The sequence below is a fragment of the Cedecea neteri NBRC 105707 = ATCC 33855 genome (assembly GCF_001571265.1).
GTDB lineage: Bacteria > Pseudomonadota > Gammaproteobacteria > Enterobacterales > Enterobacteriaceae > Cedecea > Cedecea neteri.
Map to the genome: position 1 here is coordinate 1 of NZ_BCTL01000012.1, position 24,208 is coordinate 24,208.

General features: G+C 54.1%; 19 protein-coding genes and 1 other RNA gene. 15 read left to right on the forward strand and 5 right to left on the reverse strand.

Annotated elements, in window-relative coordinates:
• Nucleotides 1-184: 184 nt before the first annotated feature.
• Nucleotides 185-730, reverse strand: coding sequence for an oligoribonuclease (orn, locus tag CNE01S_RS06615; RefSeq protein WP_061274493.1), 546 nt, complete (start codon nucleotides 728-730; stop codon nucleotides 185-187).
• 113 nt (nucleotides 731-843) lie between these two features.
• On the opposite strand from orn, the gene rsgA reads away from it, so the two are divergent.
• The 3 genes from rsgA to mscM all read left to right on the forward strand — a co-directional run bounded on the left by rsgA (nucleotide 844) and on the right by mscM (nucleotide 6,422).
• Nucleotides 844-1,899: a small ribosomal subunit biogenesis GTPase RsgA gene (gene rsgA / locus CNE01S_RS06620; protein ID WP_061274495.1), complete on the forward strand. Its 1,056-nt coding sequence runs from the start codon at nucleotides 844-846 to the stop codon at nucleotides 1,897-1,899.
• Between the two features lie 79 nt (nucleotides 1,900-1,978).
• On the forward strand, nucleotides 1,979-2,938 hold the full coding sequence (asd, locus tag CNE01S_RS06625; RefSeq protein WP_061274498.1) for an archaetidylserine decarboxylase: 960 nt from the start codon (nucleotides 1,979-1,981) through the stop codon (nucleotides 2,936-2,938).
• A 145-nt stretch (nucleotides 2,939-3,083) separates the two neighbouring features.
• Nucleotides 3,084-6,422, forward strand: a complete 3,339-nt coding sequence (mscM, locus tag CNE01S_RS06630; protein WP_061274500.1) for a miniconductance mechanosensitive channel MscM — start codon at nucleotides 3,084-3,086, stop codon at nucleotides 6,420-6,422.
• Nucleotides 6,423-6,468: 46 nt separating this feature from the next.
• On the opposite strand, the gene CNE01S_RS06635 is transcribed toward mscM, so the two are convergent.
• Nucleotides 6,469-7,359 (reverse strand): LysR family transcriptional regulator, encoded by an 891-nt coding sequence (locus CNE01S_RS06635; RefSeq protein WP_008453630.1) that lies wholly within the window; start codon nucleotides 7,357-7,359, stop codon nucleotides 6,469-6,471.
• Between the two features lie 105 nt (nucleotides 7,360-7,464).
• Between CNE01S_RS06635 and CNE01S_RS06640 the strand changes: the two genes are divergently transcribed.
• From CNE01S_RS06640 to CNE01S_RS06665, 6 genes are all read left to right on the forward strand, one after another.
• Entirely contained in the window at nucleotides 7,465-8,166 is a 702-nt protein-coding gene (locus tag CNE01S_RS06640) for a pirin family protein (RefSeq protein WP_061274503.1), read from the forward strand.
• A 1,183-nt stretch (nucleotides 8,167-9,349) separates the two neighbouring features.
• Complete coding sequence (locus CNE01S_RS25720; RefSeq protein WP_245874330.1) at nucleotides 9,350-11,989, forward strand: glycosyltransferase; 2,640 nt, start codon at nucleotides 9,350-9,352, stop codon at nucleotides 11,987-11,989.
• A complete protein-coding gene (locus tag CNE01S_RS06650; RefSeq protein ID WP_061274508.1) occupies nucleotides 11,989-13,437 on the forward strand; it encodes a radical SAM protein in 1,449 nt (482 codons plus the stop codon). The genes CNE01S_RS25720 and CNE01S_RS06650 overlap by 1 nt, the downstream gene beginning before the upstream one ends.
• Before the next feature lie 3 nt (nucleotides 13,438-13,440).
• Nucleotides 13,441-14,232, forward strand: coding sequence for a hypothetical protein (locus tag CNE01S_RS06655; protein WP_061274510.1), 792 nt, complete (start codon nucleotides 13,441-13,443; stop codon nucleotides 14,230-14,232).
• Between the two features lie 81 nt (nucleotides 14,233-14,313).
• Nucleotides 14,314-15,477, forward strand: a complete 1,164-nt coding sequence (locus CNE01S_RS06660; protein WP_061274513.1) for an MFS transporter — start codon at nucleotides 14,314-14,316, stop codon at nucleotides 15,475-15,477.
• 16 nt (nucleotides 15,478-15,493) lie between these two features.
• Nucleotides 15,494-16,288, forward strand: a complete 795-nt coding sequence (locus tag CNE01S_RS06665; RefSeq protein ID WP_061274515.1) for a hypothetical protein — start codon at nucleotides 15,494-15,496, stop codon at nucleotides 16,286-16,288.
• A 41-nt stretch (nucleotides 16,289-16,329) separates the two neighbouring features.
• On the opposite strand, the gene CNE01S_RS06670 is transcribed toward CNE01S_RS06665, so the two are convergent.
• Nucleotides 16,330-17,427 carry an AAA family ATPase gene (locus CNE01S_RS06670; RefSeq protein WP_061274517.1) on the reverse strand — a complete coding sequence of 366 codons (1,098 nt, stop codon included), beginning with the start codon at nucleotides 17,425-17,427 and terminating at the stop codon, nucleotides 16,330-16,332.
• A gap of 279 nt (nucleotides 17,428-17,706) precedes the next feature.
• Here CNE01S_RS06670 and CNE01S_RS06675 point away from each other — a divergent pair, with 279 nt between their 5' ends.
• Nucleotides 17,707-18,633 carry a bifunctional helix-turn-helix transcriptional regulator/GNAT family N-acetyltransferase gene (locus tag CNE01S_RS06675; protein ID WP_061274519.1) on the forward strand — a complete coding sequence of 309 codons (927 nt, stop codon included), beginning with the start codon at nucleotides 17,707-17,709 and terminating at the stop codon, nucleotides 18,631-18,633.
• A gap of 185 nt (nucleotides 18,634-18,818) precedes the next feature.
• Here CNE01S_RS06675 and rnpB read toward each other — a convergent pair.
• Both rnpB and CNE01S_RS06685 read right to left on the reverse strand, forming a co-directional pair.
• An RNA gene (gene rnpB, locus CNE01S_RS06680) (RNase P RNA component class A) lies at nucleotides 18,819-19,195 on the reverse strand.
• 59 nt (nucleotides 19,196-19,254) lie between these two features.
• Nucleotides 19,255-20,064 carry a DeoR family transcriptional regulator gene (locus tag CNE01S_RS06685; RefSeq protein ID WP_061274521.1) on the reverse strand — a complete coding sequence of 270 codons (810 nt, stop codon included), beginning with the start codon at nucleotides 20,062-20,064 and terminating at the stop codon, nucleotides 19,255-19,257.
• 251 nt (nucleotides 20,065-20,315) lie between these two features.
• Between CNE01S_RS06685 and kbaZ the strand changes: the two genes are divergently transcribed.
• From kbaZ to agaF, 5 genes are read left to right on the forward strand one after another with little or no spacing between them, the layout of a single operon-like run.
• On the forward strand, nucleotides 20,316-21,608 hold the full coding sequence (gene kbaZ / locus CNE01S_RS06690) for a tagatose-bisphosphate aldolase subunit KbaZ (RefSeq protein WP_061274523.1): 1,293 nt from the start codon (nucleotides 20,316-20,318) through the stop codon (nucleotides 21,606-21,608).
• A gap of 24 nt (nucleotides 21,609-21,632) precedes the next feature.
• Nucleotides 21,633-22,106 (forward strand): PTS N-acetylgalactosamine transporter subunit IIB, encoded by a 474-nt coding sequence (gene agaV, locus CNE01S_RS06695; RefSeq protein ID WP_061274525.1) that lies wholly within the window; start codon nucleotides 21,633-21,635, stop codon nucleotides 22,104-22,106.
• A gap of 10 nt (nucleotides 22,107-22,116) precedes the next feature.
• Entirely contained in the window at nucleotides 22,117-22,899 is a 783-nt protein-coding gene (gene agaW / locus CNE01S_RS06700; protein WP_061274527.1) for a PTS N-acetylgalactosamine transporter subunit IIC, read from the forward strand.
• Entirely contained in the window at nucleotides 22,889-23,758 is an 870-nt protein-coding gene (gene agaE / locus CNE01S_RS06705; protein ID WP_061274529.1) for a PTS N-acetylgalactosamine transporter subunit IID, read from the forward strand. The genes agaW and agaE overlap by 11 nt, the downstream gene beginning before the upstream one ends.
• 12 nt (nucleotides 23,759-23,770) lie before the next feature.
• Complete coding sequence (gene agaF / locus CNE01S_RS06710; protein WP_061274531.1) at nucleotides 23,771-24,205, forward strand: PTS galactosamine/N-acetylgalactosamine transporter subunit IIA; 435 nt, start codon at nucleotides 23,771-23,773, stop codon at nucleotides 24,203-24,205.
• Nucleotides 24,206-24,208 lie beyond the last annotated feature (3 nt).

Genomic DNA, 24,208 nt, shown 5'->3' on the forward strand with positions numbered 1-24,208 from the left:
CTGTGTAACGCTGCAAATTCTGCATCGGTACGGGAGGCGCATTATACGAGAATTCGTTTTTGTCGCAAGCCCTCAAACGTTTTTTTTCGCGATTTTTGTCTGACTGCTGGTTAAATCGCCATGATGATTATTTTATCGTCGACATTGGTTATTTTCCCCTCACCTTTCGGTAAGGGGACTGTTTTTAAAGCTTAATAAAATTCTCACGGTAGTAGGCAAGCTCCGCCACAGACTCGCGAATATCGTCCATCGCCTGGTGAGTCCCCTGCTTTTTAAAGCCCGGCAGAATTTCCGGCTTCCAGCGGCGCGCCAGCTCTTTCAGCGTGCTCACATCGAGATAACGATAATGGAAGTAGGCTTCCAGCTCGGGCATGTACTTAAACAGGAAGCGACGATCCTGCCCGATGCTGTTCCCGCAAATTGGGGAAGTATTCGCCGGCACCCACTGCTTCAGGAATTCCAGCGTCGCCAGCTCAGCCGCACGATCGTCAATCGTACTTGCCTTCACCCGCTCAACCAGGCCACTGGCGGTATGGGTACGAACGTTCCAGTCGTCCATCAACCCCAGCTGTTCATCGGACTGATGTACCGCAATGGTCGGCCCTTCTGCCAGAATGTTCAGGTTGGCATCGGTCACCAGGGTAGCAATCTCAATAATGCGATCCCGCTCGGGATCCAGACCGGTCATTTCTAAATCAATCCAAATCAGATTGTTTTCGTTTCCACTCATGCTATTTTCCACCCTTCTTGTGCGTCGCCCACCCTTGACGATGGGTTAATTCGTATAAAATAGTGTGTATCATAGAGGTTTTGCCCACCAGGGGCGACCAGGAGCCAGTACGCTTGAGCAAAAATAAACTCTCCAAAGGACAACAGCGCCGCGTCAACGCAAACCACCAGCGTCGTCTGACAAAAACCGTGGAGAAAGCCGACTACGACGATGCCCAGTTTGGTGAACCGCGCGAAGGCACGGTAATCAGCCGCTTTGGCCAGCATGCAGACGTCGAGTCGCATGAAGGCACAGTGCACCGCTGCAACATTCGTCGCACCATTCGTTCGCTGGTTACCGGCGACAAGGTAGTCTGGCGCTTAGCGAAAGAGGCCGCCGAAGGCATCTCTAAAAAAGGGATCGTAGAGGCGGTACACGAGCGAACCTCCGTACTGACCCGTCCAGACTTTTACGATGGCGTAAAACCGATTGCGGCAAACATCGACCAAATCATCATCGTTTCGGCCATCTTGCCGGAGCTGTCGCTGAATATCATCGACCGTTACCTTGTAGCCTGCGAAACCCTCGACGTTGAGCCGCTGCTGGTACTGAACAAAACTGACCTGCTGGATGATGAAGGCCGCGCCTTCGTTAACGAGCAGATGGATATCTACCGCAAAATTGGCTATCGCGTGCTGATGGTCTCCAGCTACAAAGCGGAAGGGCTTAAAGACCTTGAAGCTGAACTCGTAGGCCGCATCAGCATCTTTGCGGGGCAATCCGGCGTAGGGAAATCAAGCCTGCTGAACAACCTGTTAGGTTTCACCGACAAGCAAATTCTGGTGAATGACGTTTCCGACGTTTCCGGCCTCGGTCAGCACACCACCACCGCCTCTCGCCTTTATCACTTCCCTGGCGGCGGCGATGTCATAGACTCCCCCGGCGTGCGTGAGTTTGGTCTTTGGCACCTGGAACCTGAACAAATCACCCACGGATTTGTCGAATTCCATGATTATTTAGGCCGTTGCAAATATCGCGACTGCCGCCACGACAACGATCCAGGCTGTGCCCTGCGTGAGGCCGTGGAGAAAGGTGAAATAGCCGAAACACGTTTCGAAAACTATCACCGTATTCTGGAAAGCATGGCGCAGGTAAAAACGCGTAAAAGCTTTTCTGATACTGACAACTGACAATTAAGCTGGGCGTCGCTAGAATCGCCCCCTTTTCTGTATCGGCCCGCATACAAGGGCATTTAGCCAGGAGGCTATTTTGTTAGACAACATTAAACTTTCGCTGCAGTACATTCTGCCAAAACTGTGGCTGACTCGCCTGGCGGGCTGGGGCGCGAGCAAACGTGCTGGCTGGCTGACCAAACTGGTCATCGATTTGTTCGTCAAATACTACAAAGTAGACATGAACGAGGCGCAGAAGCCGGACACCGCAGCTTATCGTACCTTCAACGACTTCTTTGTGCGTCCGCTTCGCGATGACGTTCGCCCGGTCAATACCGATCCGAGCGTGCTGGTCATGCCTGCCGACGGCGTAATCAGCCAGTTGGGCCGCATCGAAGAAGACAAAATCCTGCAGGCGAAAGGCCATAACTACAGCCTGGAAGCACTGCTGGCAGGTAACTACCTGATGGCCGACCTGTTCCGCAACGGCAGCTTCGCCACAACCTACCTTTCACCTCGCGACTACCACCGCGTGCACATGCCGTGTAACGGTATTCTGCGTGAAATGATCTATGTGCCAGGCGATCTATTCTCCGTGAATCACCTGACCGCGCAAAACGTGCCTAACCTGTTTGCCCGTAATGAGCGCGTGATCTGCCTGTTCGATACCGAGTTTGGGCCAATGGCGCAAATTCTGGTTGGTGCTACCATTGTTGGCAGCATCGAAACCGTTTGGGCCGGCACTATTACGCCACCACGTGAAGGCGTTATTAAACGCTGGACCTGGCCTGCAGGCGAAAGCGAAGGCGCTGTTGCGCTGCTGAAAGGTCAGGAAATGGGCCGCTTCAAGCTGGGCTCGACGGTGATTAACCTGTTTGCACCGGGCAAAGTAAACCTGGCAGAACAGCTGAAAAGCCTGTCAGTCACGAAAATTGGCGAAGTGCTGGCCGTCTCAAGCGAGCCCGTCATTGAGCCTGAAGTCCCGGTGAGCGAAATCCCTGCCGAGGTGCTGGCCACCAAAGCAGACGCATCCGAAGAACCAAAAACCGCAGAATAACGTCTAAAATCAGGCGGCTGGCAACCCCAACGTCTGAAAAACGACGGCGCTTAACAACGAAAATCAACCCATTGATTTTCTGCTAAAACATCCAGGAGGGAAACATGGCTTTCCCTCTTTTCCAGCAACGTTATAGGTAACTGACGTGCGCCTGATTATCACTTTCCTGATGGCCTGGTGCCTCAGCCTGGGGGCATACGCAGCGACGGCTCCCGATGCAAAACAAATCTCGCAGGAACTGGAGCAGGCTAAGGCCGCCAAAAACACGCCAAACCAGGCGGAAATTGTAGAAGCACTCCAGTCGGCGCTGAACGCGTTAGACGAGCGTAAAGCCTCACTCGAACGCGCCGAACAATACCAGCAAGTCATTGATAACTTTCCTAAGCTGTCGCAAACCCTACGCAAACAGCTGACCAACCTGCGCGATGAACCTGAAGAAGTGCCGCCGGGCATGAGCAGCGACGCGTTAAACCAGGAGATTTTGCAGGTCAGCAGCCAGCTTCTGGACAAAAGCCGTCTTGCCCAGCAGGAGCAGGAAAGAACCCGCGACATCAGCGACTCGCTAAGCCAGCTCCCTCAACAGCAAACGGATACACGCCGGCAGCTCAACGACATTGAACGTCGCGCGGGCTCTCAGCAAAGCGGCAGCACGCCCCTCGCCCAAGCCCAGCACTTCCTGCTGCAGGCTGAATCCGCCCGCCTGAAGGCTCAGGTTGATGAACTCGAACTTGCTCAGCTTTCCGCTAACAACCGCCAGGAGCTTGCGCGTATGCGCGCCGAGCTGGCACAAAAGCAGAGTACGCAGCTGGACGCCTATCTCCAGGCCCTGAGAAACCAGCTCAACAGCCAGCGCCAACGTGAAGCGGAACAGGCGCTGGAAAGCACCGAGCTGCTGGCGGAAACCAGCGCTAACCTGCCGCCAGAAATATTCGAGCAGTTCAAAAATAACCGCGAACTGTCTCAGGCACTCAATCAACAGGCCCAGCGTATGGACCTGGTGGCCTCTCAGCAACGTCAGGCCAATAACCAGACGCTGCAGGTGCGCCAGGCGCTCAACACGTTACGCGAGCAGTCCCAGTGGCTGGGCGTCTCTAACGTGCTGGGTGAAGCACTGCGCGCTCAGGTTGCCCGCCTGCCGGACATGCCAAAGCCGCAGCAGCTGGACACCGAGCTGGCTCAACTGCGCGTAGAACGCCTGCACTATGAAGATTTGCTCAATAAACATGCCAAGCTACGCCAGGTTCGCCAGGCTGACGGCAGCCCGCTGACCGCCGAGCAAAATAAGATCCTGCAGGCGCAGCTTCGCACCCAGCGCGAGCTGCTGAACTCGCTGCTGCAGGGCGGCGATACCCTGATTCTCGAATTAACCAAGCTGAAAGTGGCGAACAGCCAGCTGGAAGACGCGCTTAAAGAAGTGAACGAAGCGACCCACCGCTACCTGTTCTGGACGTCTGACGTCAGCCCAATCGGCATCAGTTGGCCGCTGGAAATCGTCCAGGATCTGCGACGTCTGGTGTCGCTGGATACCTTTAGCCAGTTGGGTAAAGCCGCGATCATGATGGTGACCAGCAAAGAGACGCTGCTGCCGCTCTTTGGCGCGTTGATTCTGGTTGGGTTTAGCATTAGCTCGCGCCGCCACTTCACCGCCTTCCTCGAGCGCTCCAGCGCCAAAGTCGGAAAAGTGACCCAAGACCACTTCCGCCTGACGCTGCGCACCGTGTTCTGGTCGATTCTGGTCGCTTCTCCACTCCCCGTGCTGTGGGCAACGCTGGGTTATGGTTTACAAGAAGCGTGGCCTTATCCCATCGCGGTAGCAATAGGCGACGGCGTTACCGCAACGGTGCCTCTGCTTTGGGGGGTGATGATCTGTGCGACGTTCGCCCGCCCTACCGGGCTGTTTGTGGTGCATTTCGGCTGGCCGCGCGAGCGCGTAGGCCGGGCCATGCGCTACTACATCATGAGCATCGGCCTGATTGTGCCGCTGATCATGGCGCTGATTATGTTCGACAATCTCAACGACCGGGAATTTTCAGCCTCGTTGGGCAGGCTTTGCTTCATCATGATTTGCGGCGCGCTGGCTATCGTTACGCTCAGCCTGAAACGCGCCGGGCTGCCGCTCTATCTCGATAAGCAGGGCGATGGCGACAACATCGTGAACACCATTCTGTGGAACCTGCTGCTCTGTGCTCCGTTGATGGCGATTCTGGCGGCTATCGTCGGCTATCTGATGACGGCTCAGGCGCTGCTGGCCCGTCTGGAAACCTCCGTAGCCATCTGGTTCCTGCTGCTGGTGGTTTATCACATCATCCGCCGCTGGATGCTTATCCAGCGCCGCCGTCTGGCGTTTGACCGCGCTAAACACCGCCGGGCTGAAATCCTTGCCCAACGAGCGCGTGGGGAAGAAGATACGGCGCATGCTAACAGCACCGAAGGCTCGGTAGAAACCGTGGACGAGCCGGAAGTCGATCTCGATACCATCAGCGCCCAGTCTCTGCGCCTGGTTCGCTCGATTCTGATGCTGATTGCCCTGCTGTCGGTGATTTTTCTGTGGTCCGAAATCCACTCGGCGTTTGGCTTCCTCGGCAACATTACGCTGTGGGACGTGACCTCAACGGTTCAGGGAGTGGAAAGCATTGAGCCAATTACGCTCGGCGCGGTGCTGATTGCCATCCTGGTGCTGATTATTACCACCCAGCTGGTGCGTAACCTGCCCGCGCTGCTGGAGCTGGCCATTCTTCAACACCTGAACTTAACGCCAGGCACCGGCTACGCTATCACCACCATCACCAAATATCTGCTGCTGCTGATTGGCGGGCTGGTGGGTTTCTCGATGATCGGGATTGAGTGGTCCAAGCTGCAGTGGCTGGTAGCCGCACTCAGCGTGGGGTTGGGCTTCGGTTTACAGCAGATCTTCGCCAACTTCGTCTCTGGCCTGATTATTCTGTTCGAGAAGCCGATACGTATCGGCGACACGGTGACCATCCGTGACCTGACGGGCACCATCACGCGAATCAACACCCGTGCGACCACCATCAGCGACTGGGACCGAAAAGAAATCATCGTGCCGAACCAGGCATTCATTACCGAGCAGTTTATCAACTGGTCACTTTCGGACTCGGTCACGCGTGTGGTGCTCACCATTCCGGCCCCGTCAGAAGCGAATACGGAAGAGGTCACCCAGGTCCTGCTGGAAGCAGCGCACCGCTGCACGCTGGTACTCGATACGCCACCGCCGGAAGCTTTCCTGGTCGATCTCCAGCAGGGTATCCAGATGTTCGAACTGCGTATTCACGCAGCGGAGATGGGCCACCGTATGCCGCTGCGCCACGAAATCCACCAGCTGATTCTGCAGGGCTTCCGCGAGCACAACATTGAGATGCCGTTCCCACCGTTCCAGATGCGTCTGGAAAGCCTCGGCGGGCAGCGCAGCAGTAAGACGATTAAATCCGCGGGCAGAGCCGCCAGAACACCCGGCAGCCTGTAATTTTAAGGAAGGAAAAAAACGCGTTGGCAAAAACCAACGCGTTTTTTTATTTCAGCAGCTTGGGTAGCTCGCGTAAGCACCAGGCTTTGGCCTCGCCCATGCTGTCGCGTCGCCACGCCATAATAATATCAATCTCGTTGGTATATTCCGGGCTAACCACCCGCAGACGACCTTCGGCAATGTCCTGCTCAACCAGTGGATACGGCATCGTCGCCACACCAAGTCCGGCCAGCAGCGCCAGCCGCTTCTCTTCGATAGAGCTCACCGTCAGGCGCGGCTGCTTGTCCAATAAGCGCACCGTTAACACCGGCCTTTCACGGGCTGTATCCGCCACCGCCACGCCACGATACTTCACCCGAGTCACCTCAGAAAGTGGTTCCGGCTCCTGATGAATCGGGTGGTCCGGCGCGGCAACATAAACGCTCATCACTTTGTAAAGCTTGCGGGAGTTAATCTCCGAGGAACTGCGGAAGTGCATATCCGGCGCGATAACGATATCCGCCCTGCCCTGCTCCAGGCGCTCCCAGGCCCCGGCCAGCACTTCGGTAAAAATAGACAATTGAGTGTCGGCTTTATCAGCCAGTTTATCGACCAGCGGGAACAGTTTTTCCGTCGGCACCAACGCTTCAGTGACGATGGTCAGGTTTGCCTCCCAGCCCCGCGCCAGCGCTTCCGCATCGGTGGTCAGCTTATCCGCTGCCTCGAGCAGCACGCGCCCTCGCTCCAGCAGCATACGCCCCACGTTGGTAAATTTGGTGCGATGACCCGATCGGTCAAACAACACCACATCCAACTCTTCTTCCAGTTTTTGCATGGTGTAGCTAAGCGCGGACGGTACACGCCCCAGCTCGTCGGCCGCAGCGGCAAAGCTCCCCCGCCTGTCGATCGCATCCATGACCCTTAACGCTTCCAGCGTCAACGCCCTTTCTTTTGCCATTTCGTTCTCATTCAGGAAATTTGAACATACCGAGCAGATTAACTGGCTAACAATGCAGCGTCCAGACCCTTAACATGGGTTTAGTGTAAAGAGAGGTCAAGAATTATGATTACGACAAGAACAGCCAAACAGTGTGGTAAAGCTGACTACGGATGGCTGCAGGCTCGCTACACCTTTTCTTTTGGACACTACTTCGACCCGAAACTGCTGGGTTACGCCTCCCTGCGCGTGCTCAACCAGGAAGTTCTGGCCCCCGGAGCCTCGTTTCAACCGCGCGGCTACCCGAAAGTAGACATCCTCAACCTGATTCTGGAAGGGGAAGCGGAATACCGCGACAGCGAAGGCAACCATATTCAGGCCAGCGCTGGCGAAGTCTTACTGCTTTCCACCCAGCCAGGCATCAGCTATAGCGAGCACAACCTCAGCAAGGAAAAATCGCTGACGCGCATGCAACTGTGGCTGGATGCCTGCCCGGACCGTGAAAATCCACAGGTACAGAAGATCCCATTAGCGGGAGCATCGCATCAGCTGATTGCCTCGCCGGACGGCAGCAATCGCAGTTTGCAGCTGCGTCAGCAAGTGTGGGTCCACCATATTGAGATGGAAAAAGGGGAGCAGTTAAGCTTCCAGCTTCACGGCCCACGAGCCTATCTGCAGTCGATTCACGGCACGGTGCACGCGGTGACGTCCACAGAAGAGAAGGAAGCGTTAACCTGCGGCGACGGCGCGTTTATTCGTGATGAAGCAAATATCACTCTGGTAGCCGATACGCCCCTGCGCGGCCTGCTGATCGACCTACCGGTTTAGTTTCACCCTCTGCCTCTTTCGCTCAGAAAGAGGCAGTTTTCCCCTCATCCCTGGGTATTTCTCCACAGAATTTATCCTGTAGAAAGTGATGCAAACCTCCCATCATCCTGGCCAAAAGCCGTATCCGGCGAAATATTGCCATGCCCACAAATAACAACCCCGATATATTCTCATTAGCCTTAGAACTTTATTGCTTTGATTAATAGTCGTCTGCAGGGTCGGCATAACCGCTAACTCATTCAAATATTTCGATAAATCTTCATTCAGTCTTTCAATCAACGCGCGCGTAGACTATCGATTCCGATTCTGTAAAAGCCCCATATAGTAAGTAAATATTTAATGGTGGCGATTCACTTACCCCTTACTATTTGTCATGATTTAAATAATAACCCAATATTTATAATAAGTTACGAACACCTGCTGTGAGTTTTACTCTTCCCATATCAAAACTCAGGGTTCTGCGTTTCTGGGAGCGCTCTTTTATTATTTTAAAGTGGGAAATCTCTTTAGATATTTCGCAAATGTCAGCTTTGCGACAGTGACAATAGCAGAATCAGCATCAGCAAATTCGCGCCACACTGGGAACATTCCCAATTTTCACTGACTTTTTAAAACCAACATCTAAACGCTTACCTGATTCATTATTTAAAAGGCCTGAAATGAATATTAATGCTCGTCAGGTTATTAAAAAAATCGCTTTAAAAACAAAAACAGAATGTGTGATAACGCTCACCAACTGGAACGTTCCCGCTTTACGACAAAAAAAAGAGACGTTTAAGATTGCACGGTCTTTTGAACCACTTTTGAGAATTCGATATCAGACAAAAAATCATAAAATGAAATTATAAAATCAGAAAAATGCCAGATGAAGAGAACCGGAAAAATTAAGAAAACCGGCGAACACTCTCGGCCTAAAAATAAATACAAATATAACACTGATGAACGCTACAGCGTTTAGCTATCCCGCAAGCTTATTCTTGCAGGCACGTTGATACATACAGCACTTGAAAGCCAGCGCCAGCAGGGCGCTAACGACGTTTTCTGATTTTGCCGGTTCCGAAGGGCTTCGGGCGCCATTGAAAACGAAGCCACTCGGGATGTATCAATTGCTTACAACAAATAAGCGTAGCAGTTTCGCTTAAAAGGGGTAGTCGCCATGGATGTTTATGGTCAAAGGTATGCCATGTTTATCTCTTTTGATGCTGTCGCCGTATCGGGTATTACGGTTGAAGCATTAAAAGTCTCACAAAGTCTTAAGCAAAAAGGCATCAACTCTTATCTCGACCTCGGGTACGACATTAAAGTTGACAAAGGAAATTTTAATAAGCCTTACGATCATGAGCCCGAAATTTATCGCGATGCGTTTACCTTAACGCGCATCAGCGGGATTACCTCTGTCCCCCATTATTCTCCGGAGTTTATTGAGAAAGCCCACGCCGTACTTATCAGTGAAAGGCTTTCCGTTTCATTTGAAGAAAAAGCAGAAATAATCCGTGCCGTTGAATATTCCGCCCAAAGCCTGGCCGAAAGAATTTTACTTCAATGGGAGCAACTTCGAATTTGCACCGTCATTGTCGAAAACGGCACGCTGCCAGAAAATATTATTTACACCCACGCGCTTTATCTCGCTATCGAACAATACGGCCATCGTCACCAGTTAGGGAATTTTGTTATCTGGCGCGATCACGACCTTATGTGGAACAGCGAAAAAAATATCATGAAGTATGGGTTACCGCCGTATAACCATGCCATTAAACCTGTCAAATCCCCTTTTATTAGCTACGTTACGCTGAATAACGATCTCAAAGAAAAGCTGGAACACTGGTGCCACCGGGAAGTCGATATTCACGTGGTAAAAAATACCTACAGCTTTACCGGGCAGCAGGCGCTGAAAAACATCCGGGCATCCCTGAACATTCCCGAACGGGACATAGTCATTGCCCGAACGACGCGCATCATTCCGCAGAAGCGCCTGGACCGAGACGTGCTGTTGGTGCAACGCCTTAACCATCTGTTCAGAAAACACAATATTGATAAATCCGTCTGGCTGTTGATTGCCGGTGATACTCGTGAACACGCCACGCATGCAGGCGAGTTGGAACGCCTGGCACAGGAGCTGGACATTGCCCCCTACGTGAAATTTCTTGGCCCGCTGCACCATAACTTCATGCCCAAAAGCCTGGGGAAAATCACCATAGAAGATCTCTACCATTCCTGTGACCTGGTGTCGTTCCTGACCTCATGGGACTACGACAGCTACGGTAACCCGATTGGTGAAGCGATCAGCAGCCAGCGCTGCTATATCACCACCCGCTATGAATATTACCCGGAAGTCTACGGCCAGCACGGCTTTGAAGCCCCGGTAATGCCTATCTCAGACGGGCAGGACGGCCTGCCTGACGAAGCCTTTATCAACGAAGTCTTTTTGCTGCTGACCAATAAACCTCAAATGGACCGTATTGCCGCGAAGAACTTCGCCATCGGCAAAAACATCCTTTCTAACAACGTGATGGACATTCTGAATATCACCGCCCCAGGAGTAGATATGCGCGATAACATTTTCGTCTCGGTAGTGCTGCCTGTTTACAATGAAAGCGACCGAATAGATGAAGTTCTGGCCTCGTTATTTGACCAACAAACTCATGGCCGATTGGTAACCCATGACGCTTATGAAGTGATTATCGTGGACAACAACTCCCGCGATGATTCCGTGGCAAAGATAAACCACTTCAAAGAAAAACATCCGGCGATGGATGTGCACATTATCCAGGAGAAGATTCAGGGTGTCTCTTCGGCCCGTAAATGCGGTATGGATTATGCGGCCCTGCGCTCAAGGGCGCGTGATGCCCGGCTGGGAAAAAGCAATAAACACTATATTGTTTCTGCCGATGCCGACTGCACCGTGGATCCTTACTGGCTGCATACCCTGATAGAAAAAATGATTGCCGACGATGGCGACCTCGGCACCTGCAATTACTACTACAACCGCGAGGCTTTCCAGCAGCGCCCCAACCTTTTTCGCGAAATACAAAAAACCCTGCGCTGCCGCGACGTGTCATTCTCGCTGTTTGGCGGCTTCCCGGATGGCAAAGGCTTCGCCGTTGAGCGCGACCTGTACGAAAAAATTGGCGGCATTGAGATCTTCTACCAGTTGGAAAAAGGCCGCTTCGTTGAGCACCTGTCCGACGACTGGGATTTCGGCATCAAGATCATCGCCTGGGGCGGCAAACCTGTTTACGCCAAAGAATCCTTTGTGGAAATCAACAGCCGCCGCGTTGACACCATCATTGACGATGTGATCAACGGCATCGCCTACGGTAGCGACGGCATCATCATCATGAAAGACGTGCGCCCGGACGTCTCAATCCAAAACAACACGCTGATTGACCTCACCGAGGAACAGGCCAGACAGGGCTGGGAATACTCCATTAAGGACTACATCCCGAAAAACATCGTTCTTCCGGCCCTGCTAAATCCGCACATTTTGCTGGAGAACGAACGGGTGCGAGCCTTTTTCTCCCCGCAGGTTGCAGAGCGGCTTTACCAGCGCATTCACGCCATTAAGCGTGAGATGAGCATCATCGACTTCAAGCCGATTCATAGCTACAAAACGCCGGCCTACCGGCTCTATTTCGAGTTCCGCCACGAGATATTCACCGCGCTGCGCAATGCCGTTGGGGAAGACATTGGCTTTGCCCCTCCGCTCCCGGCCTGTTTTGACAACGTTGCGGAAAAAGATTTCGAACGCTTCGTCTGGTACTTCTGTGAAGATCGCGAGTCCGGTGAAGCCCACAACTACTTTGCCAACGGAGGTGTTTTCTGATGAATACCGAAGCTATCGCGTCATTAAAAGATCTCGACCCGGCTTACCCTGTTCCGGCGGTTTACGACTTCCTCTCCCAACCGGATAACGAGGCTTTTCTGGACTACGTCCACAAAGATCCTTTTGGCTGCCATGTGTTTCCCGGTGACATTGAGCACTACCCGCTGACATCGTTTTTTGCCGATATGGAGCACGACATTCGGGCTGCGAAACAGATCCATCTGTGGGCCTATATCCCCACCTGCCGTTACCGCTGCCACTTCTGCCAGTATCCAACGGTGATCCTCAATCCGAAATCGCCTTCGGCAGAAGGTGTATTCCGGGATCTCGTGGACTACAACATTAAAGAAGCGAAGATGTGGCTGGAAAAAGTGCCAAGCCTGTCAAAGGCGGAAATTGGCGAATTCAACATCTTTGGCGGCACGCCTTCCCTGCTCCCGGAGCCGGAACTGCGTCGGCTGATGGATTTCTATTACACACACTTTAATTTCTCGGCGGCAACGCTTCGCTTTGAAGGCGAACCTGGGACATTAAACCGTGAATACATCGGCATTCTGAAAGAGCTGGGCTTCAGCAAAATCAGCTTCGGCACCCAATCCTTTAACGACGCTATTATTGCCGCCTGTGGCCGCCAGCACACCGCCGATGAGTGTGAAGAGACCATCCGCAGCGCACGGGAACAGGGCATCGACTGGGTCAGCGTCGATCTTATCTACGGCATGCTGGGCCAAACCGTGGATGACGTGAAGTACGACATGGAGCGCACCCTGGAGCTGGATCTCTCCCACGTAGTCTGCACCAAGCTGCACATGGAAGAGTTCATGAAAACGCGCACCGGCGTTTCCGGCGAACGCGAAAGCCTTTGGCAGAAAAAAGGCCTGATCAACATGAACAGCATGACGTTCCCGGGGCTGGGCAAGCAATACCAAATGCGCGAACTGGTCGAAAAATATCTCAACGAAGGCTATCGCGAACACCCCACGATGTATTTCCACCAGAACCACCTGGAAGCTGAAAAGTGGAAAGGGCTAATCACCGATCTGGATAAACAGTATCCCGAAGTCGCCATTGGCCTGGGCGGCAGTTCGAAATGCACCCGCGCCGAAGCCATCAACATTACCGGCTATAAGCAATATAAGCAGTACCTCGACGAAGGCCGCTTGCCTATCGAAGAAAGCCACGGTATTTCACCGGAACAGCGCGAAGTTAACGCCTTCAAAATGGCCCTCTCCACGCTGATTCCGGTTGACGACGCCGTGTTCGCAACTCGTTTCAACGGCAACAGCTTTTTTGAAAACCGCATCATCAAACCGACGCTGGAAAAGCTGCAGGCAAAAGAACTCGTGGTGATTAAGCAGGGCGTGGTCACGCTAACGCCCATCGGCGTCACGCTGGTTGAAGCCATCATTAACACCCAATTTATCTCAGCCGACGCAGAGCAGGTGTAACGCATGAGCCACTCTTCAACCACGCCGGTTTTCAGCCTGTTTTACATCGCGATAGACACCGAAGCGGGCATTACCTCGCAGGCCTTTGAAACCTTTGTGCAAAACAAAGGCGTGCATATTCCCTGCTATCCGGGCTGGCGCTGGACGCTGCTTCGCGGGCTGCGTGGCGAACGTGCCGGGCAATATCTGATGCTGTTTGAAATCGAAAATGCGGCAATACGGGATCGCTATATGGCCGCAGACGGCAACCAGACCGAACAGGCCCGCGAGTTCTGGCGGCAGCATCCGGATGCGGAAGTGCTGTTGGCCGAATGGCGCAGCTACGGGACCTTCAGCGAACTGCCTACGCTGTTCACTGATTATCGCCTGCTGGCCGAAAATCAGAAAAGCACCGTCAAGCCGGGCCCCCGCTACCAGCAGCAGCCCCCGGTTGCTCGGGTGATAGGTATTCACAACCTCGCGCTGCGCCCTGACGTCAGCGCCGAACAGTTTGAAAGCTTTATCGAGGGCAATCATCAGCGGATTGAAGATTACCCGGACTGGAAGTTCCGGTTGTTAAAAGGAGAGCGCGGTAACCGACTCGATCAGTATGTGGTGCTGATGGAAATCGCCAGCCTGGAGGCGCTGGATGTCTTTTACCCCGAGCCGGATATCGCCACCGACGAAGCGGCAAAATTTGCCAGGGCGCACCGCGATACCAAACAAATGTACGAGGAATGGAAAAAGCTCGCCTCGTTTTCCGGGTCGCCGCAAATCTATACCGATTACCTCTCGGTAGCAGAAAGTCTCAATTAACCCTTGCCGCCGCGCGTGCCCGAAGGACCGGGCACGACGCATTCACGCGAGTGAATCCATACACTGAGTCACGAAATTACTATGACGATTAACTCAACCCCAACCCTGGCGGACGTACAGTCGCGGGAACAACATGCCACACGCGCCATATTTTTTATGGCCGGTTTAGCCATGTCGTCGTGGGCTCCGCTTATTCCTTTTGCCAAAGCGCGGCTGGATATTAACGACGGCGCTTTAGGACTACTGCTCTTTTGCATAGCCGCAGGCTCAATGCTCGTCATGCCGTTTACCGGCCGCCTGATTACACGGTTCGGCGGCCGTCGGCTGATGATCCTCAGCGTGCTGGGGCTTGCCGTGGATTTACCGCTGCTGATGCTGTTTGACCAGCGCGAAGCCATGGCGCTGGCTTTGCTGCTGTTCGGCACCTTCAACGGCATGCTCGACGTCGCAATGAATGCCCACGCCGTTGTGGTCGAACAGGAAAGCGAGCAGGCAAAAATGTCCGGCTTTCACGGCTTTTACAGCATCGGCAGCATTGCCGGCGCGGGCTGCGTCAGCTTCTTTCTGTGGCTGGGGGCAACGCCGTTGCTTGCCGTGTCCGCTATTGGCATTTTTCTTGCTTTGCTGCTCGCCGCTTCTTCCCGGAACATTTTGCCCAAACAGAGCAGTGCCACAAGCGGCAAGGGCGAAACGCTACGCGTCCTGAGCCATCCGCCGGTGCTGGTCATCGCGGTACTTTGTTTTTTCGTCTTCATGCTTGAAGGCGCCATGTTGGACTGGTCGGCGGTATTTATGACCTCAGAGCGAGGCATGAGCGCTTCGCTCGCGGGCTTCGGCTACACCTTGTATTCCCTCACCGTCACCCTTGGGCGGCTCAGCGGCGATCGTCTGGTCAGCGCTCTGGGCGGCAAGCTGGTGCTGCTCCTCGGCTGCACCATTGCCGCCGCCGGGATTGTCCTGCTTGTCTTCACCCATTGGGGCACCTTGCCGGGGTTTATCCTGATCGGGGCCGGACTCGCCAACATTATCCCCATTCTCTTCACCTCTGCCGGTAATCAGCCCGGAATTTCAGCGGATTTCGCTATCCCTGCCGTCACACTTTTTGGCTACAGCGGCCTGCTTGCGGGGCCCGCGCTGATTGGCTTTATCGCCCATCACATTGGGCTCAGTTTGACCTTCAGCGGTGCTCTGTTGCTGCTTTTGTTTGTGGCTTCAGGTTCGCCGTTTATTTCTCGCCAGCGTTAATGAAACAGGAGTTTGTATGAGTCAATCATCACCGGCAGTATTCAGCCTTCACTATGTGGGCCTTAACCTGAAAAAGGGGGTAACCGAAGAGACGTTTGAAGCCTTTGTTCAGGCCAAAGGCGTGCAGATCCCGGCCTATCCGGGCTGGCGATGGACCTTGCTGAAAGGCCTGCGCGGCGAGCGTCAGAACCAATATCTGATGCTGTACGAAGCAGAAAATGCCGACAGCTACTCGCGCTATATTGATAGCCAGGGGGAACAAACGGAGCAGGCTCGTGCTTTTTGGCGCGATCATCCGACGGGCGTCGAGCTTATCAACACCTGGAAAACCTTCGCGACGTTTGGCGAGCTGCCAACGATTTTCTCCACCTATCAGCAGCTCGCTGAAAACGAACATAGCTCTTTGGCGGAAGGGCCAAACTACCAGCTACGGGACGGGCAGGAGCCGATTAAACGCGTGCTCGGGCTGCATAATCTGGCGCTACGCTCGGGCGTTTCCCCGCAGACTTTCGATGCGTTTATCCGGGACAACGTTCACCGCATCGACGACTATCCGGGCTGGAAATTCCATATGCTGAAAGGCACCGGGGGCAACCGCATCGAGCAATATTTGGTGATGCTCGAGATAGAAAGCCTGGCCTCGCTGAACTCTTTCCACCCGGAACTCGACGTTTCCACGGAGAAATCACTGCAGTTCGTGAAGGAACATCAGGAAAGCGAAAGGATGTACGACGAATGGCGCGAACTGGCGTCGTTTTCCGGCGCACCGCAGCTTTATACCGACTACATCACCATCGCCGGTAGCCTGTAACCTTACGTTTCCCTTCTCCTGACGGGGAAGGGAAAGCGGCGTTATGCGAGCTGGGCCATCGTGGTTTCCCCTTTCTCAATACCTAACTCGTATAGCGTGAACGACGCGTGTTTTTCGATAAGGGTTGCCAGTTCAGGCGAGTGGCTGGTGAGCCAAATCTGCGTATAGCGGCTGGCCTCGGCAATCAGACGGGCAAGCGCCGGGAGCATTTGCGGATGCAGGCTATTTTCCGGCTCGTTGAGGGCAATAAACTGTGGCGGCCTTGGGCTGAGTAGCGCTACCGTCAGGCAGAGAAAACGCAGCGTGCCGTCAGAAAATTCAGCAGCCTCCAGAGGCCGGTTAATCCCCAGTCGGTTCATCATCATCTGGAAGCGCCCACCGGTGTTATCGCAGAAAAACGTACACTCCGGGAAGGCCTCATCCAGCACGGTAAACATCAGCTCACTGTCGCCAATTTCGACGATGGTCTGAAACGCAGCGGCCAGATTCAGACCATCGCCGGACAGTACAGGAGACCGGTAGCCCACCTGCGGTAGCCTCAGGCCTGCCCCTTTGGAAATATCGAACTCGTGATAGAAGCGCCAGTTACGCAGCGTCTCCCTGGCGCTGGAAACTTCCGGGTAAAGGTGCGGCTCACCAAGCTGGCCAAAGAGGGATTCATTTTCATACAGCGTGGCGGCGTGAGTGACCTTTTCGCCGTTGACGTTATTGAGGAACACCGTCTGATTACGCCGCTGCATTACCGACGACGAAGGGCGGCGCCGGTAGCCACTGAGCCAGATTTGCTCCTCTTTAACGATAGGATCGAGGCCAAACATCGTCGGGTACGGCAGCGGTTCGGGGAAACCCACCTGCAGCTCATATTCAAACGTGTCGGTTTCTACCGCCAGCGTCAGCCTGCGCGGCGCGCTGGCGTAACCCCGGGCGCGATCTCCCGCCCACATCGCTTTCTGGATCCCGCCTTCATCAGAAAGCCAGTGAGACAATTGTCCACTTCCCGCGCCGTGGATCAGGTGGATCGCCTTATAAATATTAGACTTACCGCACCCGTTCGGCCCAAACACCACGTTCAACCTTCCCAAATCAATGGAAAGCTTGCGCACGGAACGATAGTTGTCGATATACAGGGATTTGATCATGATTATTCGCCGCAGTGAAACCCGGTGGTCATTATGACAAATACCCGGTAAAGCGCACTTTTTTGCCGCCAGTGCCTCAAAGCGATCCCAACGCAATCGCAATATAAAAGCACAGCACCGCAACGATCGTGCCGATCACAATCCTTCTGTCCGTCGCGTCGGGTTCTCTGTTTTGCATCTGGCCTCCTGGTGACTTGCCTGCCCTCATAATTTCGGTATGATACACAAACTAGTTAACAGCGTTAACTAAATACATTTCCCTCATTGATGTGAGTTGTTATGCATACCAACGAAATTGAAGAATTCCGCGCCGCGCTGCGCGAGATGGTGCGCGAGCTGGGCATGCTGAACCGGAAAAGCAGCGGAACCGATCTGTCACCGTTACAAAGTCATATTTTGATCGAGCTCGATCGTGAACCGGCCGGGGTAACCGAACTGGCGCGTCGGCTATGCGTGGAGAAATCCAGCATCAGCAGAACGCTTCGCGGTCTGGAAGACGCCAATCTACTGGCAAGAACGCAGGATGAAAGCGACGGGAGAGCCGCAGTGTTCAACCTGAGTCATGAGGGGGCTACCGTACTTAAAGACCTTACCGAACACGCTAACGATTTCACAGCCCAGGCTCTTTCTCTGGCATCAGACAGTGAAAAACAGCAGATCTATCAGTCGGTCAAATCGCTGACTCGTGCGCTGGCGAATGCCCGTAGCCAACGAGATCTTCATGTCCAGATCAGGCCAATTTGCTCGGAAGACAATCACGCTATCGCCGAAGTTATCCGCCAAAGCTTCCGAGATAACAAAATCGACCATCTCGAAGGCGTAAGCCTGCACGATCCGGCGCTGAATGACCTGACCAGCGCCTACCAAAAATCTGGCTCTGGCTACTGGGTAGTTGAACGCGAAGGCAAGATTTTAGGCGGCGTTGGCATTGCACCTCTGCAGGGCGCAGGTGAAGAATATTGTGAATTACAGAAACTGTATCTGGACAGCAGCGCGACGGGCTTGGGCCTGGGAAGACGCCTGATGGCGCTGGCGATAGAGCGAGCCGAAGCGTTCGGCTATCGTTACTGCTACCTGGAAACGCTAAATGAACTCAGCTCGGCGGTCTCACTCTACGAAGCGTTCGGTTTTAAGCATCTGGACGGCAGCCTGGGCAACACCGGCCATAACAGCTGCGAGATCTGCATGCTTAAAACGCTGAAATAATCTTTTTTAAAAACAAAACGCCCCGCCGGTTTTCACCTGCAGGGCGTTTCGACATGAATGAGTTGAAGCTGACCGATAAGCCGCCTTCCTGCCATGAATAGCGTCGTGGACAGTCATTCATCTTTTTGTCCCTGAATGCAAAACGCCCCGCCGGTTTTCACCTGCAGGGCGTTTCGACATGAATGAGTTGAAGCTGACCGATAAGCCGGGTTCTGTCGTGGACAGTCATTCATCTAGGCCAGCAATCGCTCACTGGCTCAAGCAGCCTACCCGGGTTCAGTACGGGCCGTACCATGTGAACCCCTATTTGGCCTTGCTCCGGGTGGAGTTTACCGTGCCACGGACTGTTACCAGCCGCGCGGTGCGCTCTTACCGCACCCTTTCACCCTTACCTGATCCCGCTTGCGCGGGCCATCGGCGGTTTGCTCTCTGTTGCACTGGTCGTGGGTTTCCCCCCCAGGCGTTACCTGGCACCCTGCCCTATGGAGCCCGGACTTTCCTCCCCTCCGTCCGTCTCCCCCGAAGAGGACGACGACGAAGCGGCGACTGTCTGGTCAGCTTCGGCGCGCAGTATAGAGGGTTTCATCTCCCCTGTCACGCAGGCTCACCAGAAACGAAATGCTAGTCGCCCACCAGCACCACATCAATCCCGCTCTTGCGCAGCGCGTTCAGGCTATCTGCCGGAATACCTTTATCGGTAATCACCCGGTGAATGCGCTGGATATCGATGATTTTATGCAGGCTGGAACGGTTAAATTTGCTGGAGTCTGTCACCACGATAACCCGCTCGGCAACTTCGCACATTTTGCGGTTGAGGCGCGCTTCATCCTCGTTATGGGTGCTCACACCGCGTTCTGGATCGATCGCATCCACGCCGAGAAAAAGCATGTCGAAATGATAATTTTGCAGCGACTGTTCCGCACTATCGCCGTAAAACGACAGCGACTGGCGACGCAGATGCCCGCCGGTCATCAGCACCTCAACACCTTCCGCTTCCAGCAGTGCGTTTGCCACGTTAATGCCGTTAGTCATCGCAATCACCTCTTTATGCTGGCGCATCAGCCGGGCGATTTCATATGTCGTGGTACCGGAGTCCAGAATCACCTTGTCGCCAGGCTGAATCAAATCCGCTGCAATACGAGCGATGCTGCGCTTCAGGGAAGTGTTAAGCGAGCTTTTGTCTTCCACAGAAGGCTCTGCTACAACGCTGCCCGGTTCACAAATCAGCGCCCCACCGTAGGCACGAACCGCAATGCCCTGCTTTTCAAGAAACGCGAGGTCGTTGCGAATGGTAACGGTAGAAACACCAAAAAAAGAAGATAAATCATTAACCTGTACGCTTCCCTGCTGGCGAAGACGCTGGATAATCTGCTCGCGTCTTTCGCTGGTACCCGGAATACGTTTGTCCGTTGCGGTATCGTTGTTGCTCATAGGGTAACCTTTCAATATATCTTTCGTTTCATTTCTATTTGCCTATTAACACCTTTCTTTTAGCAGAAAGCAAGCCCCAGGAATCTTCGTTCAAAAGGCGTTATACGCGCGCCCAACGCTTTCATTATGTTTCTTTTGCGAAACAGATCTCAATTCCAGTATCTTTCTTTTTATTCTCAAAGGCCATTCAGGCACGATAAAATGAAATGAATCGAAAGAAAATGTTTTGACCCATCGCCGTGGAGAGGAAAGTGAAACAGTTGATCGAATTTGTTGCTAACCACAAACGGAACAACCAGAGTGGGATCTTCGCGGTGTGCTCCGCGCATCCGCTGGTGCTTGAGGCTGCAATGCGCCACGCTCGCGAAGCCGGCACCAGCTTGCTTATTGAAGCGACCTCTAATCAGGTCGACCAATACGGCGGCTATACGGGGATGACGCCTGCGGATTTCTGCGGTTTCGTTTATCAGCTCGCTGAACAGCACCGCTTTCCTTATTCCAACCTGATACTCGGCGGCGATCATCTTGGTCCAAATCGCTGGCAAACACGGCCAGCCGAAGAGGCGATGTCCCATGCAGAAGAGCTGATCCGCAGCTATGTCGCCGCAGGCTTCAAGAAAATACATCTCGACTGCAGCATGTCTTGTGCCGACGATTCGGTGCCGCTCACGGATGAGGTCGTTGCCGGGCGAGCGGCCAGGCTGGCGCTGATTGCCGAGCAAACCTGTATCGACCACTTTGGCCATGCCGATCTGGTGTACATCATCGGAACCGAAGTGCCGGTCCCTGGCGGTGCCCATGAAACTCTCGCCGAGCTCGCCGTTACCACGCCTCAGGCCGCAAACGCTACGCTGGAATCTCATCGACGGGCCTTTGCAGAACAGGGCCTCAGTGCTATCTGGCCGCGAATTATTGGCCTTGTTGTTCAACCGGGCGTCGAGTTCGACCACACCCAGGTGATTGACTACCAGCCGGAAAAAGCCCGCGCGCTGAGCAAACTCATTACAGATTCGCCAACGATGGTTTTTGAAGCACACTCAACGGATTACCAGACCACACAGGCGCTGCAGCAACTGGTAGAAGATCACTTTGCGATACTAAAAGTCGGCCCGGGCCTGACTTTCGCCCTGCGCGAAGCCCTTTTTTCCCTTTCGGCCATTGAGCGAGAGCTGCTCCCGGCACACAAATGCTCCGGCCTGAGGGACGTCCTGGAAAGCGTAATGCTTGATCACCCGGAGCATTGGCAGCAGCACTATCACGGCAACGGTGATGCGCTACGTCTGGCACGCGGCTACAGCTACTCTGACCGGGTGCGCTACTACTGGCCGGATCGCGACATCGATGAGGCTTACGATGTGCTGGTCAGGAATCTTGCCCATGAACCTATTCCGCTACCGTTAATCAGCCAATATTTGCCGCTTCAGTACGCCAAAGTGCGGGAAGCACAGCTGGCCGCCAAACCTCATGAGCTGATTATCGACCATATTCAGGATGTGCTGCGCCAGTATCACGCGGCCTGTAACGGTGAGCCGTCTCCTCATTAACACAACGATAATAAGGGAAATACCATGCCAAATATTGTCTTAAGCCGCATTGATGAGCGCCTGATTCACGGTCAGGTTGGCGTGCAGTGGGTCGGTTTTTCCGGCGCAAACCTGGTGCTGGTCGCGAATGATGAGGTGGCGGAAGATCCCATCCAGCAGAACCTGATGGAGATGGTGCTGGCAGAAGGGATTGCGGTGCGCTTCTGGCCGCTGCAAAAAGTCATCGACAACATTCACCGCGCGGCGGATCGCCAGAAAATCCTGCTGGTCTGCAAAAACCCGCAGGATTTCCTCACCCTGGTGAACGGCAACGTGCCGGTAACGCGCATCAACGTAGGCAACATGCATTACGTCGAAGGCAAAAAGCAGGTTGCTAAAACCGTGTCGGTTGATGAACAAGACATTACCGCCTTCTCCGGCCTGAAACAGGCCGGCGTCGAATGTTTTGTCCAGGGTGTACCGACGGAATCAGCTCAGGATCTCTATAAACTTCTCTGAGGTATTTGTTATGGAAATCAGCTTACTGCAAGCGTTAGCCCTGGGCCTGCTGGCTTTTATCGCCGGTCTGGATATGTTCAACGGCCTGACCCATATGCACCGCCCCGTCGTCCTTGGCCCTTTGGTTGGCCTTATTCTTGGCGATCTGCACACCGGTATTCTCACCGGCGGCACCCTGGAACTGGTGTGGATGGGCCTTGCTCCGCTCGCTGGCGCGCAGCCGCCTAACGTCATTATCGGCACCATCGTCGGCACCACTTTTGCCATTACCACCGGCGTGAAGCCCGAGGTGGCCGTCGGCGTCGCGGTGCCTTTTGCGGTTGCGGTACAGATGGGCATCACCTTCCTGTTCTCCGTGATGTCCGGCGTCATGGCGCGTGCCGATCGCATGGCGGCGAACGCCGATACCAGAGGCATTGAGCACATTAACTATCTGGCGATGCTCACACTCGGCATCTTCTATTTTCTGTGCGCCTTCTTACCTATTTATTTTGGGGCCGAACATGCCAAAACAGCCATCGATATGCTGCCCGCGCGGCTGATTGACGGGCTTGGCGTCGCCGGGGGCATCATGCCGGCTATCGGTTTCGCCGTACTGCTGAAAATCATGATGAAAAACGTTTATATCCCCTACTTCATCATCGGTTTTGTCGGCGCAGCCTGGCTGAAACTGCCCGTGCTGGCGATTGCCGCCGCCGCGCTTGCGCTGGCCCTGATGGATTTGATGCGTAAAGACCCTACACCACCGCAGCCCGCTCGCGTCCAGAAAGAGGAATTCGAAGATGGCATCTGATACCCAAACGCTTTCACAGGCTATTGAGCCTGAGAACACCATCGCCAATGACAATATTTATGAAGACCAGACTATTGGCGCAGAGCTAACCCGAAAAGACATCAACCGCGTGGCATGGCGTTCAATGTTGCTGCAGGCCTCGTTTAACTACGAGCGTATGCAGGCCTGTGGCTGGCTGTATGGCCTGCTGCCCGCCCTGAAAAAGATCCACACCAACAAACGCGATTTGGCGCGGGCCATGCAGGGGCATATGGGTTTTTTCAATACCCACCCGTTCCTGGTCACCTTTGTGATCGGCATTATTCTGGCCATGGAGCGTTCGAAACAGGATGTAAACAGCATCCAGAGCACAAAAATTGCCGTGGGTGCACCGCTCGGCGGCATCGGGGATGCGATGTTCTGGCTGACGCTGCTGCCAATCTGCGGAGGTATCGGTGCCAGCCTGGCGCTGCAGGGGTCGATACTCGGTGCCATCGTGTTTATCGTGCTGTTTAACGTGGTGCACCTGGGCCTGCGTTTCGGCCTGGCGCACTATGCTTACCGTATGGGCGTGGCCGCCATTCCGTTAATTAAGGCAAATACACGTAAGGTCGGGCATGCCGCCTCCATCGTCGGAATGACCGTTATCGGCGCTCTTGTTGCAACCTATGTTCGCCTGTCTACTACGCTTGAAATTACCGCCGGGGATGCGGTGGTTAAGCTTCAGACGGACGTCATCGACAAGCTGATGCCTGCGTTTTTACCGCTGGTGTATACCCTGGCAATGTACGCCCTGGTACGCCGGGGCTGGAGCCCTCTGCGCCTGATTTGTATCACCGTCGTTTTAGCCGTTGTTGGGAAGTTCCTTCACTTCCTCTAAGGAGAAAAGCAGATGTTAAGCATCATTTTGAGCGGCCACGGCGGCTTTGCCAGCGGGATGGAACAGGCAATGAAACAGATCCTCGGCGAGCAGCCGCAGATTATTGCCATCGACTTTCCGGAAACCTCCTCCACGGCACGACTGACAGAACAGTTTCGCGAGGCTATCGGTCAGCTTGATGAACACGAAGGTTTGGTCTTTCTGACGGATTTGCTTGGCGGTACGCCATTTCGAGTCGCTTCAACATTGGCACTCGAGAACCCCGGACGCGAGGTCGTCACAGGCGTAAATCTGCAGCTACTGCTGGAAATGGTACTTGAGCGAGAAGGCTTAAACGGCAGCGAGTTTCGCCAGATGGCGCTGGAGTGCGGGCACCGCGGCCTGACCAGCCTGGTCGACGAAATGGCGCGCCATCGGGCAACGGAAGCCAGCGAAGAAGGCATCTGACGC

Bases quoted from the DNA above. Each gene is read 5' to 3' on its own strand.
- orn (WP_061274493.1), bottom strand. From the start codon at position 730: ATGAGTGGAAACGAAAACAATCTGATTTGGATTGATTTAGAAATGACC.
- CNE01S_RS06635 (WP_008453630.1), bottom strand. From the start codon at position 7,359: ATGGCAAAAGAAAGGGCGTTGACGCTGGAAGCGTTAAGGGTCATGGAT.
- CNE01S_RS06640 (WP_061274503.1), top strand. From the start codon at position 7,465: ATGATTACGACAAGAACAGCCAAACAGTGTGGTAAAGCTGACTACGGA.
- CNE01S_RS25720 (WP_245874330.1), top strand. From the start codon at position 9,350: ATGTTTATCTCTTTTGATGCTGTCGCCGTATCGGGTATTACGGTTGAA.
- CNE01S_RS06650 (WP_061274508.1), top strand. From the start codon at position 11,989: ATGAATACCGAAGCTATCGCGTCATTAAAAGATCTCGACCCGGCTTAC.
- CNE01S_RS06655 (WP_061274510.1), top strand. From the start codon at position 13,441: ATGAGCCACTCTTCAACCACGCCGGTTTTCAGCCTGTTTTACATCGCG.
- CNE01S_RS06660 (WP_061274513.1), top strand. From the start codon at position 14,314: ATGACGATTAACTCAACCCCAACCCTGGCGGACGTACAGTCGCGGGAA.
- CNE01S_RS06665 (WP_061274515.1), top strand. From the start codon at position 15,494: ATGAGTCAATCATCACCGGCAGTATTCAGCCTTCACTATGTGGGCCTT.
- CNE01S_RS06670 (WP_061274517.1), bottom strand. From the start codon at position 17,427: ATGATCAAATCCCTGTATATCGACAACTATCGTTCCGTGCGCAAGCTT.
- CNE01S_RS06675 (WP_061274519.1), top strand. From the start codon at position 17,707: ATGCATACCAACGAAATTGAAGAATTCCGCGCCGCGCTGCGCGAGATG.
- CNE01S_RS06685 (WP_061274521.1), bottom strand. From the start codon at position 20,064: ATGAGCAACAACGATACCGCAACGGACAAACGTATTCCGGGTACCAGC.
- agaV (WP_061274525.1), top strand. From the start codon at position 21,633: ATGCCAAATATTGTCTTAAGCCGCATTGATGAGCGCCTGATTCACGGT.
- agaW (WP_061274527.1), top strand. From the start codon at position 22,117: ATGGAAATCAGCTTACTGCAAGCGTTAGCCCTGGGCCTGCTGGCTTTT.
- agaE (WP_061274529.1), top strand. From the start codon at position 22,889: ATGGCATCTGATACCCAAACGCTTTCACAGGCTATTGAGCCTGAGAAC.
- agaF (WP_061274531.1), top strand. From the start codon at position 23,771: ATGTTAAGCATCATTTTGAGCGGCCACGGCGGCTTTGCCAGCGGGATG.